This is a genomic window from Azospira sp. MPR-E4, assembly GCF_058809645.1.
This window is the reverse complement of sequence record NZ_JBXAST010000004.1, coordinates 69,836-82,318: the sequence shown is the minus strand read 5'-3', so window position 1 is coordinate 82,318 and position 12,483 is coordinate 69,836. Positions and strand designations below refer to the sequence as shown.

The window sequence follows — 12,483 nt, the reverse complement described above, 5'->3', positions numbered from 1 at the left end:
GGCGCAGGCGGCGGGCCGGCTTTCTGGTAGCATTGGCACCCTGTTTCGGTCCCGCCTCCATGCTCGCCTCTCCCCATCTCGTCGCTGATACCGCTGCCGTTTTCGAGCCGGGCGGCCCCCTGTCCGCCAACATCCCCGGCTACCGCACCCGCAGCCAGCAGGTGGAGATGGCCGAGAAGATCGCCGCCGCCATCGCCGACAACCGCATGCTGGTGGCCGAGGCCGGTACCGGCACCGGCAAAACCTACGCCTATCTGGTGCCGGCCCTGCTTTCCGGCGGCAAGGTGATCGTCTCCACCGGCACCAAGACCCTGCAGGACCAGCTCTTCAACAAGGACATCCCCACCGTCCGCGCCGCCCTCAAGGCCCCGGTCAAGGTGGCCCTGCTCAAGGGCCGGGCCAACTACGTCTGCCCCTACCACCTGGACCGCTCCCTGCTCGACGGCCGCTTCCAGAACCGGGAGGACGTGGCCTACATCCAGAAGATCGCCCGCTTCGCCAAGGAAACCCGCAGCGGCGACAAGGCCGAGTGCCTGGACGTGCCGGAAAACGCCACGGCCTGGATCATGGCCACCTCCACCCGGGAGAACTGCCTGGGCCAGGAGTGCCCCCACCACAAGGAATGCTTCGTCCTGCAGGCGCGCAAGGAAGCCCTTTCGGCGGACGTGGTGGTGGTGAACCACCACCTCTTCTTCGCCGACGTCATGCTCAAGGACGAAGGCATGGCCGAACTGCTGCCGGCCTGCAACGCGGTGATCTTCGACGAAGCGCACCAGTTGCCGGAAACCGCCAGCCTCTTCTTCGGCGACAGCTTCTCCACCTCCCAGGTCCTGGACCTGGCCCGGGACGCCCGCAGCGAGGGCCTGGCCAGCGCCCGGGACTGCCTCGACCTGCAGGAGGCCACCCGCATCGTGGACAAGGCCGCCAAGGACCTGCGCCTCACCGTCGCCGTGGAGCCGGCCCGCTACGCCTGGGGCCAGCTCGAGGGCAACGCCCAGTTCCTCGACGGCCTTGCCAACCTGGAAAAGGAACTGGAGCTGCTCAACGCCATCCTGGAAAACCAGGCTGAGCGCAGCGAGGGCCTGGAGAACTGCTGGCGGCGCAATGGCGAACTGCTGCAGCGCCTCGTCCAATGGCGCCAGGAGCAGCCCGGGGTGGTGCGCTGGGGCGAGGCCTTCAACCATTCCCTGCAGCTCAACGCCACCCCCCTGGATGTGGCCCGCCTCTTCCGCAAGCAGCTGGACGGCCATCCCCGGGCCTGGATCTTCACCTCCGCCACCCTGGCGGTGCAGGCCGACTTCTCCCACTACTGCAACGAACTGGGCCTGTGGGACGCCGAATCGGCCCGCTGGGAAAGCCCCTTCGACTACGGCCAGCAGGCCGTGCTCTACGCCCCCCGGGACATTCCCGATCCCAACCTGCCCGGCTTCACCGAAGCCGTGGTGGAGGCCGCCTGGCCCGCCCTCAAGGCCTGCGGCGGCGGCGCCTTCTTCCTGTGCACCTCGCTCAGGGCCATGCGCCGCACCCACGAACTGCTGGCCGCCAAGCTGGAGGACGAGGGCCTGGAAATGCCCCTGCTGCTCCAGGGCGAAGGCAGCAAGACCGAGCTGCTGGAACGCTTCCGCCGCCTCGGCAACGCCGTCCTGGTGGGCAGCCAGAGCTTCTGGGAGGGCGTGGACGTGCGCGGCGAGGCCCTTTCCCTGGTGGTCATCGACAAGCTGCCCTTCGCCCCGCCGGACGACCCGGTGCTCAAAGCCCGGGTGGAACAGATGGAAAAGGAAGGCCGCAGCGCCTTCATGGAATACCAGCTGCCCCGGGCCGTGATCAACGTCAAGCAGGGCGCCGGCCGCCTCATCCGCGACGAGACGGACCGGGGCGTGCTGATGATCTGCGACCCCCGGCTCATCACCAAACCCTACGGCAAGCGCGTCTGGCGCAGCCTGCCGCCCATGAAGCGGACCCGGGATTTGATCGAAGTCCTGGATTTCTATGCCGCCCTCCAGCCCAATTGACCCCATGACGGCCGCCATCCTGCCTCCCGTTCCCCGCCTCGACGAGCTTTCCCCGGATTGCCGGGAGGCCGCCGCCCACCTCAACCGGGACTGCGCCTGCCTGGCCCTGGACCACGCCGCCCTGGAGGCCCAGCTGGAAGGGGAGGGGGGCAACGGCGATTTCTACCGGGCGCTGCGCGAGAGCCGGCCCCACCTCTTTTCCGACACCATGGTCTTCGTCGGCGAGGCCCACCTGGAAGCCATGGCCGAACTGGCCGCCGCGGTGGACGAGGCGGCGCGCCTGCCGGCCTACCAGGCAGCGGTGCTGGCCTGGGCGCCCCAAAGTGCCTGCTTCGCCCCGCCCAACGCCGGCGTCTTCCTCGGCTACGACTTCCACCTCAGCGTGGACGGCCCCCGCCTCATCGAGATCAACACCAACGCCGGCGGCGGCCTGCTCAACGCCAAGCTGGCCCTGGCCCAGCGCGCCTGCTGCGCCACCGTCAGCCACTTCCTGCCGGAGGCCGGCGGGGTGGAAGCCGCCTTCCTCGCCATGTTCCGCGAGGAATGGCGCCTGGCCCGGGGCGAGGAGCCCCTGCGCCGCATCGCCATCGTCGATACGGCGCCGGCGGAGCAGTACCTGGCCCCCGAATTCGAACTGTTCCGCCGTCTCTTCGAAGCCGCCGGCATCGCCGCCGTGGTGGCCGACCCCGGCGAATTCACCTACCGGGACGGCGTGTTGTGGCACGGCGGCCAGCCGGTGGACCTGGTCTATAACCGCCTCACCGACTTCGCCCTGGAAGAGCCGGCCAGTGCGCCGTTGCAGCAGGCCTACCTGGCCGGTGCCGCGGTGGTTACGCCCCATCCCCGGGCCCACGCCCTCTTTGCCGACAAGCGCAATCTGGTGCTGCTCTCCGACCCGCAGCGGCTGGCCGAGCTGGGCGTGCCCGAGACTTGCCGCCGCATCTTCGCCGCCACCATTCCCACCACCCGCCTGGTGCGGGCGGCGGAGGGGGAACAGTGGTGGAGCCAGCGCAAGCAGTGGTTCTTCAAGCCCGCCGCGGGTTTCGGCAGCCGCGCCGCCTACCGGGGCGACAAGCTGACCAAGCGGGTGTTCGAGGAAATCCTCGCCGCCGGCCAGGACGACGGCACCGCCTACGTGGCCCAGGCCCTGGTGCCGCCCTCGGAGCGCCGCGTCTTCTCCGGCCCCGCCGCCGGTGACAGCCACGCCCACCTGAAGCTGGACATCCGCGCCTATGCCTACCAGGGCCAGGTGCAGCTGGCCGCGGCCCGCCTCTACCAGGGCCAGACCACCAATTTCCGCACCGCCGGCGGCGGTTTTGCCGCCGTCTTCGCCGTGCCCTGCCGGGAGGAAAAGTGATGGCGGAGGAAGTGCGTCCCCCCCGGGTTTTCGGCTTCACCGGCACCAGCGGCTCCGGCAAGACCACCCTGGTGGAGCAGGTCATTCCCCGGCTCATCGCCCGGGGCTGGAAAGTCTCCCTGATCAAGCACGCCCACCACGGTTTCGACCTGGACACTCCGGGCAAGGATTCCTACCGCCACCGGCAGGCCGGCTGCGGCGAAGTGATGGTCACCTGCGGCAGCCGCTGGGCCCTCATGCACGAACTGCGGGAAGAGGCGGAGCCGACCCTGGCCCAACACCTGGCCCGCTTCGCCCCCTGCGACCTGGTGCTGGTGGAAGGCTTCAAGCAGGAAGCGATACCGAAAATCGAGGTGTATCGGGCCGCCAATGGCAAGGCGCCCCTGTATCCTGAAAATCCCCACATCGTCGCCGTGGCCACCGACAGCCCGGTGCACACCGCATTGCCGGTACTCGATGTGAATGACCCGGAAGCGGTGGCCGCTTTCGTCATGGACTATTTCAAGCACCCACAGCGATGATGCAAAGCCAAGACTCCAAGGATGACGCCCATGCTCAGTTTTGAAGACGCCCTGGCCCAGTTGCTGGCCGCCGCCAAGCCCGTCAGCGAAGTGCGCTGGCTGCCCACCCAGGCCGCCGCCGGCCGGGTGCTGGCCCAGGACCTGACCTCCACGGTCAATGTGCCGCCCCTGGATAACTCCGCCATGGATGGCTACGCCGTGCGCGCCGCCGACATTTCCGTGCCCGGCACCGTGCTGCCGGTCTCGCAACGCATTCCCGCCGGTTCCGTCGGCACCACCCTGGAACCGGGTACCGCCGCCCGCATCTTCACCGGCGCCCCGGTGCCTCCCGGCGCCGACGCCGTCATCATGCAGGAGCGCTGCGAGCATGCCGGCGAAGGCCGGATCAATTTCCAGCACGTGCCCAAGGCCGGGGAGAACATCCGCCGGGCCGGGGAAGATGTGGCCAAGGACGCCCGCATCCTCGCCGCCGGCACCCGCCTGGGGCCGGCCCAACTGGCCTTCGCCGCCTCCGTCGGCCTGGCCGAAGTGCCCGTGTATCGCCGCCTGCGGGTGGCCACCTTCTTCACCGGCGACGAGCTGGTGATGCCGGGCCAGCCCCTGCCGGCAGGGGCCATCTACAACTCCAACCGCTTCGCCATCGTCGCCCTGCTGGAACGCCTGGGTTGCGAAGTGAAAGACCTGGGCCAGGTGCCCGACAGCCTGGAAGCCACCCGGGCAGCCCTGCGCGAAGCCGCCGACGCCGCCGATCTGGTGGTGACCTGCGGCGGCGTCTCCGTGGGCGAAGAAGATCACGTCAAGCCGGCGGTGGAAGCCGAAGGCAGCCTCAACCTGTGGAGCATCGCCATCAAGCCGGGCAAGCCCCTGGCCTTCGGCGAAGTGCGCCGCAGCGAAGGCGAAAGCGCGGGGCAGGGCAGCGCCGCCTTCATCGGCCTGCCGGGCAACCCGGTCTCCGCCTTCGTCACCTTCCTCATGCTGGTGCGGCCCTTCATCCTGCGCAGCCAGGGCGCTACCGAGGTGGCCCCCCGGGCCTACTCCCTCCCGGCTGCCGGCGAGTGGAAGAAGGCCGACAAACGCCGGGAATTCCTCCGTGCCAGCCTCACCGCCGAAGGCAGCGTGGCCCTCTACCGCCACCAGGGCGCCGGGGTCATGGCCTCCCTGGTGGAAGCCACGGGCCTCATCGACAATCCTCCGGGGCAGGTGATCCAGGCCGGCGACACCGTGCGCTTCCTCTCCTTCTCCGAACTCCTGGGCTAAGGTTCCGTCATGATCAAGGTGCTCTATTTCGCCGGCCTGCGGGAAGCCCTGGGCACGGCCGCCGAGGAAGTCTCGCCGCCGCTCGACCTGCTCGACGTGGGCGCCCTGCGGGCCCACCTGGCGGCCCGGGGCGGCGACTGGGAAAAACTGCTGACCACCAAGAACCTGCGCTTCGCGGTGAACCAGGACATGGCCCGGGCCGACACCCCGGTGCACGACGGCGACGAAGTGGCCTTCTTCCCGCCGGTCACCGGCGGCTGATGCGGCTGATTCCCTGAAGGAGCGAACATGAGCGTCCGCGTGCAGCAAGAGGATTTCGACCTGTCCACCGAAGTGGCGGCCCTGCGCGCCGGCCAGCCCGGCGTCGGCGCCGTGGCCGCCTTCGTCGGCCTGGTGCGGGACATGAACGAGGGCAGCGGCGTCTCCGAGATGGCCCTGGAGCACTATCCGGGCATGACGGAAAAGGCCCTGGAGGCCATCGTCGCCGAGGCCAGGGCGCGCTGGGACATCCTCGGCGCCCGCATCATCCACCGGGTCGGCACCCTGCAGCCCTGCGACCAGATCGTCCTGGTGGCGGTGAGCAGCGCCCACCGGGGCGAGGCCTTCGCCGCCTGCGAGTTCATCATGGACTACCTGAAGACCCGGGCCCCGTTCTGGAAGCGGGAAGTGACCCCCGCCGGCGTCCGCTGGGTGGACGCCCGGGAAACGGACGACTCCGCCGCCGCCCGCTGGGAGAAGGGCGGAAAGTAGCCCACCTGCGAGGTAGTCGGGAAGGCAGGAACGACGCCACTCTCCACTATGCCAGGCCTGGGGCGCCCGTCCCTTCTGCCTCTCCAGGGAGAGCGAAATCTGTAGCCGTTTTTTTCATGGCTCCCCGCCCGGATTTGGTTGTTGCCTGGCGTGGCATCGCCGGGGTCCGGCAAGTCCGTTTGTTCCGGGGTTGTGCAAATGTCATGAGTTGATATGATGCGCGGGTCCAATTTTCTGCCGCCGCTTTCGCTGCCGCGGCCATTCCGCCATGAACCGTTTTTCTTTTTCCGCTTCCTGCATCGCCTTTGCCGTTACCTTCAGCCAGCCGGCCGCCGCGGGCCTCTTCGGTCCTGCCAGCGAGCCCCTGCAGGGCGATGCCCTGATGCAGAAGCTGCGCTCCGCACCGGTGGTGCTCAACGTCCGGGGCAACCTGCTTCATATCCGTTCCAAGGGGGGCGAGGTCGGCGGTTTTCTGCTCGGCATGATAGCTGGCAGCGCCTTGGCCTCGGGGACGTCCTCCGGTCCGAGCACCAGTGCTCAGCAGTTGCAGCGGCAGCTGGACGCCAATGTCCAGATCGCCACCACTTTCAGCCAGAACGTGAATAGTGCGATTGTCAGCGCCGCCGAGGCCCAGACCGCCAAGCCCCAGGCTCAGGTGGCGAAGGAGGGGCCGGTCCTGGCTGTCAGCCAAGAACTCCTGGCCAGTTTGTCCCAGGTGCCGCAGTTGAATATCGCCACCGCCGGCGCTGAGCGCAGTGCTTCTGCCGCCGACCTGCAACTGACGGTTTCCCAGCCCCAGTGGCAACTCGACTATTCCATGCTGTCGAGCGACTACACCCTGCGCTACAACGTCAGCGTGCAGCTCTACCAGAAGGAAAGCGACACGATCTACTTCAAGGAGTCCTGCCAGGGCGAATACGGGGAGAAGATGCCCCAGGAAGAATGGGAACGGGATGAGTTCGGCGCCCTGCAGAATGCTTCCCGGGAGATCGCCAAGCGTTGTGCGGCCGAGTTGCAGGGCAAGCTGGGATTGGCAACCGGGGCGGTTGCAATGGCGGAGGAACCCACTGGTACGGTACCAGCTGTGGTGTCGTCGGCCCCCACCGAGGCCGGGGCACCTGCCGTTGCTGGAGAGCCTGCTGCAGATACTGGCCAATAACGCTCGGGCGGCTCATGACCGTCACAGGGATTGATCAAGCCGCCGTCAGGCGGCTTTTTCATGGGGGATTGCCGGCCTCCGGCCGACGCCGGACGACCATGGCGGGTACGGGGTGCGGTGGTGCTTCAGTCATTGGGAGCCTTTGGCCTGCCCCATGAAAAAGGCCGCCCGCAGGCGGCCTTGGCGTGGTCGGCGGTGACGCCTCAGTGGGTCTTGAAGCGGCTCACCGAGCCGTGCAGTTCCAGGGACAGTTCCTGCAGGTGGCGCGCCGCCTCGGCCGTGTGGGCGATGGCGTTGGCGCTGTCCTCGGACATGCGGGCGATGCGCTCGATGCTCTGGGCCATGTCGCTGGAAGTGGTGCTCTGTTCCTTGATGGAATTGGTGATGTCGTTCACCACCTGGGTCACCCGCTGGGCGCCGTCCCGGATGTTGTTGATGGATTCGCCGGCCTCGTTGGCCAGTTCCACCCCCTTGTCCACCTGATTCACGCCCAGTTCCATGCTGGCCACGGCGTTGCGGGTGCCCGCCTGGATCTTGCTGATGGTGTCGGCGATTTCCTGGGTGGACAGGCTGGTGCGTTCGGCCAGCTTGCGCACCTCGTCGGCCACCACGGCAAAGCCCCGGCCCTGTTCCCCGGCCCGGGCGGCCTCGATGGCGGCGTTCAATGCCAGCAGGTTGGTCTGGTCGGCGATTTCCTTGATGGTGTTGACGATGGAGGTGATCTGGTCGGACTGGCGGCCCAGCTCTTCGATGATGGAGGAGGAGGCCTGCACCGCTTCGGCGATCTGGCGCATTTCCTGGGCGGCGTTGTGGATGACCACGGTGCCCTGCTGGGAATAATCGCCGGACTGGGTGCTGATGGCGTGGGCTTCCCGGGCGTTTTCCGCCACCTGGTCGATGCTCACGGTCATCTCCTGCATGGCGGCGGCCATGGAGGCGGCGGATTCGCTCTGCTCCCGGGCCGAACCGGTGACTTCCTCGGAGGCCCGCATCAGTTGGGCGGCGGCGGTGGACAGCTGTTCGGCGCCGCCGACGATGCTGCCGATCATGCTGCGCAGGGTTTCCTGCATTTCCTTCATGCTGGCGATGAGGCTGGTGGAATCGCCGGCCTCGGTGCGGATGTCCACCGTCAGGTCGCCGGCGGCGATGCGCTTGGTGATGACCGTGGCCTCGTGGGGTTCGCCGCCCAGGATGCGCAGCAGGCTGCGCCGCACCAGGAACAGGGAGACGCTGATGAGGCCGCCGATGGCCAGGCCCCAGATGAGGAACTTGATGGCTTCCTGCTTGAAGATGGCGTTCACATCGTCGGTGTAGATGCCGCTGCCGATGACCCAGCCCCAGGGCTCATAGCCCTTGACGTAGGAGATCTTCGGCACCGGGTCCTCGAAGCCGGGCTTGGGCCACAGGTAGTCGACGAAGCCGGCGCCCTGTTTCTTCACCGTCTCGTTGAATTCGCGGAAGAGGTACTTGCCGGCCTTGTCCTTCAGCTGGTCCAGCTTCTTGCCGTCCATCTCCGGCTTGATGGGGTGCATCACCATCAGGTCGTTGAGGTCGTTGATCCAGAAATACTCGATCTTGTCGTAGCGCAGGTCCTTGATGGCGGCGATGGCGGCCTGCTGGGCTTCTTCCTTGCTCAGTTTGCCCGCCTGGACCTGCTTGTCGTAGTGGGCCACCAGACCGTGGGCCACTTCCACCAGGTTGCGCACCTTTTCCTGGCGATCCTGCATGAGCAGGGATTTTTCCGTGGCCAGCACCACGGCGAACAGCACCACCAGGCTCAGGACCGTGATGCCGGTGAGCCAGAGGAACTTGGTACGAATGGAAACGGGTTTTCCGGTAGTCATGGTGTCTTCCTCCACAGGCGCCGGACGGCATGCCTGCTCGTTGTTTTTTTAAGGCAGAGCAAATCTGCTGCGGAGATTCTAGCCGAAACTGGGCCCGTCCCGACAAACGCCGCTGTCTGGAAACGACGATTAGGCGCCTGTCCTACGCCGATGTTCTAAAAACAGGATGCCGTGGGAATAGGGGCGCGAAAGCTGGGGATGTAGTGAAAAGCGCCATATACAATAACGATTTTCGCTACACACAAATGAATCGGCTCCTGATAGGTGGGCCAGGTCCGGCGCCCTAAAATGGTGAGTTTGGTCGGTAGGTCCAGGGCCGATGCTGCCTCGACGTTCTGCCTCAATCCGGTCCGGATGGGTTGCAGCGTACGGATGGAAGCTCCTGTGGTCCCCAGCAAGGCGTGGGGGAGGGGAACAGGACGTAGCGCAATACATCGTTTGTTCACAACAAGAATACACCGGCCTTTTTCTGGGCTCAGTTCCATTGCCGCCGAATCTCAGCCTATCTCCGGGAGGAGCGGTCGGGGCGGGCGGCAAGGGGGGCGCCATTAGCGACTAGGACATGCTGGAGGAAGGAATCATGGGAGGAATCTGGCCGGACTTCCTGACTGCGCTGATTCTGGTCGGCATCGGGTGGTCCTGCAGCCTGCTGCTGCTCGACCGGGAAACCATTCCCCGCCTGCTGTCCTCCCTCAACCTGGGGCGGCTGCTGCACCTCTCCCTCGAATCGTCGGACCTGGGCATCTGGTGCTACGAGCATCAGCAGGACCGCATCTTCCTCGACGGCCGCGCCAGCCTGCTGCTGGGCCTGCCGACCCGGGCGGCGCGTCTGGCCGAATTCCTCGAATGCGTGGTGCCGGAAGACCGGGAGCGCATCCGCCGCATCTGGCTGCATCCGCCGACGACGGCGGCGCCGGGGACGGTGGAATTCCGCGTTGGCGACTCGCACCGGGGCCTGCGCCATCTCTCCCTCTCCTCGGGTCTGCCCGGCCGTGGCGGCAAGCGCCGGCGCCGGAGCGGGGCCATGGCCATGGGCACCCTGCAGGATGTGACCGAGCGCAAGAAGGTGGAGATTGCCCTGCGCGAGAGCGAGGCCCGCTTCTCCACCATCTTCCGCACCTGCCCGGCGGGCATCGCCCTCTGCCGGGTGGCCGACGGCTCCCTGGTGGACGTGAATCCCGCCTTTCTCCATATCTACGGCCTGGAGCGGCAGGAGGTCATCGGCATGACGTCCTTCGCCCTGCATCTGTGGGGCTCGCCCCAGCAGCGGGAGGTGGCCCTGGCCTCCATCCTCATCGACGGACGGGGCTACCAGAGCGAGCGCTCCATCCGCCGCCCGGACGGCCAGGTGCGCCACCTGCTGATCTCGGTGGACCTGGTCTTTCTAGACAGCGAGCGCTACCTGCAGTGGACCCTGCTGGACGTGACGGAGAACCGGCGCAGCCAGGCCCTGGCCAGCCGCAACGAGATTCTCACCAACGCCATCATGAATTCCCTCGACGTGGCCGTGGCGGTGCTGGACCGGGAGGGCAACATCCTGCGCACCAACCGCAAATGGTCCGAGTTCGCCCTCGGCAACGGCGCCGGCGAGGAGCTGGCGGCAGGGGGGGGACTCAACTATTTCGAGGTCTGCCGCCGCTCCTTTCCCGAGGCTTCGGCGACGGAAGCCCTGGCCGGCATGCAGGCGGTGCTGGAGGAAAGGCTGCCGGTGGCCAGCATCGAGTATCCCTGCCATGGTCCTGCCGGCGAGCGCTGGTACCTGCTGCAGGCGACGCCCCTGGGTTCGGGCCTGCAGGGCCTGGTCACCATCCACATGGACATCACCGCCCGCCGCCAGGCGGAAGAGGGCCTGCGGCAGCGCCTCATGCTGCAGGACAAGCTGGCCCGGGTGGCGGCCTCGGTGCCCGGGGTCATCTATTCGATCAAGCTGCGGCCCGACGGCACTTTCTGCATTCCCTACGCCATGCAGGGCTCGGTGGACATCTTCGGCCTGCGGCCGGAGGACCTGACGGAGGACCTGGGGCCGGTCCTCAGCCGCATCCACGGCGCCGACCAGGAACGGGTGTTGGCGGTGGTGCTGGAGTCGGCCCGGACCATGGCCCCCTGGCACTGCGAGTTCCGCGTGCATCATCCCCAGGGGGGTGTGCGCTGGGTGGAGAGCAAGGCGGTGCCGCGGCTGGAGGACGACGGTTGCGTCATCTGGCACGGCTACATCCACGACGTCAGCGCCCGCAAGCAGGCCGACGCTGAACTGATGCGCTCCCGGGACCAGCTGCGGGCCCTCAACGAAGGCCTGCAGCGGGTGCGGGAGGAGGAGCGTTCCCGCATCTCCCTGGAAATCCACGACCAGCTGGGGCAGAGCCTGACCGTGCTGAAGCTGGAGATGGCCTGGCTACGGGCCCGCCTGCTGGGCGGACAGGCGGAGGAAAAGACCCGGCTGCAGGAGGTCGGCCGCCTCATCGACGACACCCTGCGCGCCGTGCGCACCATCTCCTGGGATTTGCGCCCCGGCATCCTCGACACCCTGGGCCTGGGGGCCGGCGTCGAGTGGCTGGTGGACGATTTCCGCCGCCGCCTGGGCATCCGCTGCAACGTGGTGGTGCCCCGGGAGCGCCTGGAGCTGCCGGATGTCCTGGCCACCCATCTGTTCCGCATCTGCCAGGAACTGCTGACCAATGTGGCGCGCCATGCCCAGGCCAACCGCATCGATGTGAGCCTGGGCCTGGCCGACGGCCGGGTCCTGCTGGAGGTGCGGGACAACGGCAGGGGGATGCCGATGCTGCCCGCCCACGGCCATTCCCTGGGCTTGCTGGGCATCAAGGAGCGGGCGGCCCAATGCGGCGGCGAGGTGCACATCGCCACCCGCCCGGAAATCGAGGGCACCCGGGTGCGGGTTCTCGTTCCACTCATAACAAGGGAGACGGATATTGGAAATATTGGTCATTGACGACCATCCCGTCGTCAGCCGGGGCATCAGCCAGATCCTCGACCAGGAACACGACATGCGAGTGGCGGCCCAGGCCGGCACCATCGACGAGGCCCTGCTGCTGCTGCGACAGCGCAGCTTCGACGTGCTGGTGCTGGATGTGAACCTGCCGGGCCGCAACGGCCTGGAGGCCCTGCCGGAAATCCACCGCATCACGCCGGCCATGCCCATTCTCATTTTCAGCATCCACTCGGAGGAGCACCTGGCCATGCGCGCCCTGAAGAACGGTGCCAGCGGCTTTCTCAACAAGGAAAACGCACCGGAGGAACTGGTGCGGGCAGTGCGCAAGCTGGCCGCCGGCGGCACCTACGTCAGCGCCCGCCTGGCGGAGTGGCTGGCCCTGGAGGTGAGCGGCCGGCGCCAGTGCCTGCCCCACGAGAACCTCTCCGACCGGGAGTACCAGGTGATGTGCCTGCTGGCGGCGGGGCGCTCCGTCTCCCAGATCGCCGAAACCCTGCACCGCAGCCCCAATACCATCAGCACCTACCGGGCCCGCATCCTGGCCAAGATGGGCATCCGCAACAATGCCGAACTGACCCTCTACGCCATCAACAACCGCCTCATCGCCAGCCCGCCGGCCCCCTTCTAGGGCCATTC

10 protein-coding genes are annotated in these 12,483 nt (G+C 67.4%); 9 read left to right on the top strand and 1 reads right to left on the bottom strand.

Translation table 11 applies throughout. The annotated features are described in order from the left end of the window. Positions 1-59 precede the first annotated feature (59 nt). From yoaA to AC1RTA_RS02465, 7 genes are all read left to right on the top strand, one after another. Positions 60-2,012: a DNA repair helicase YoaA gene (yoaA, locus tag AC1RTA_RS02495; protein ID WP_130458284.1), complete on the top strand. Its 1,953-nt coding sequence runs from the start codon at positions 60-62 to the stop codon at positions 2,010-2,012. Positions 2,013-2,016: 4 nt separating this feature from the next. Continuing rightward, complete coding sequence (locus AC1RTA_RS02490; RefSeq protein ID WP_492783872.1) at positions 2,017-3,369, top strand: hypothetical protein; 1,353 nt, start codon at positions 2,017-2,019, stop codon at positions 3,367-3,369. After that, the gene (gene mobB / locus AC1RTA_RS02485; protein ID WP_492783871.1) at positions 3,369-3,890 is read left to right on the top strand and encodes a molybdopterin-guanine dinucleotide biosynthesis protein B; all 522 of its coding nucleotides are present in this window, start codon (positions 3,369-3,371) and stop codon (positions 3,888-3,890) included. Before AC1RTA_RS02490 ends, mobB begins: the two co-directional genes overlap by 1 nt. 30 nt (positions 3,891-3,920) lie before the next feature. Further along, complete coding sequence (locus AC1RTA_RS02480; protein WP_492783870.1) at positions 3,921-5,147, top strand: molybdopterin molybdotransferase MoeA; 1,227 nt, start codon at positions 3,921-3,923, stop codon at positions 5,145-5,147. 9 nt (positions 5,148-5,156) lie between these two features. Further along, a complete protein-coding gene (gene moaD / locus AC1RTA_RS02475; protein WP_014237213.1) occupies positions 5,157-5,408 on the top strand; it encodes a molybdopterin converting factor subunit 1 in 252 nt (83 codons plus the stop codon). Positions 5,409-5,435: 27 nt separating this feature from the next. Further along, positions 5,436-5,897: a molybdopterin synthase catalytic subunit MoaE gene (gene moaE / locus AC1RTA_RS02470; RefSeq protein ID WP_492783869.1), complete on the top strand. Its 462-nt coding sequence runs from the start codon at positions 5,436-5,438 to the stop codon at positions 5,895-5,897. Between the two features lie 268 nt (positions 5,898-6,165). Then, positions 6,166-7,056 carry a hypothetical protein gene (locus AC1RTA_RS02465; protein WP_492783868.1) on the top strand — a complete coding sequence of 297 codons (891 nt, stop codon included), beginning with the start codon at positions 6,166-6,168 and terminating at the stop codon, positions 7,054-7,056. Positions 7,057-7,259: 203 nt separating this feature from the next. On the opposite strand, the gene AC1RTA_RS02460 is transcribed toward AC1RTA_RS02465, so the two are convergent. Further along, complete coding sequence (locus AC1RTA_RS02460) at positions 7,260-8,900, bottom strand: methyl-accepting chemotaxis protein (RefSeq protein ID WP_014237216.1); 1,641 nt, start codon at positions 8,898-8,900, stop codon at positions 7,260-7,262. 580 nt (positions 8,901-9,480) lie between these two features. Here AC1RTA_RS02460 and AC1RTA_RS02455 point away from each other — a divergent pair. Next, positions 9,481-11,847, top strand: a complete 2,367-nt coding sequence (locus AC1RTA_RS02455; protein ID WP_492783867.1) for a PAS domain S-box protein — start codon at positions 9,481-9,483, stop codon at positions 11,845-11,847. Further along, a complete protein-coding gene (locus tag AC1RTA_RS02450) occupies positions 11,828-12,475 on the top strand; it encodes a response regulator (RefSeq protein ID WP_492783866.1) in 648 nt (215 codons plus the stop codon). Before AC1RTA_RS02455 ends, AC1RTA_RS02450 begins: the two co-directional genes overlap by 20 nt. Positions 12,476-12,483 lie beyond the last annotated feature (8 nt).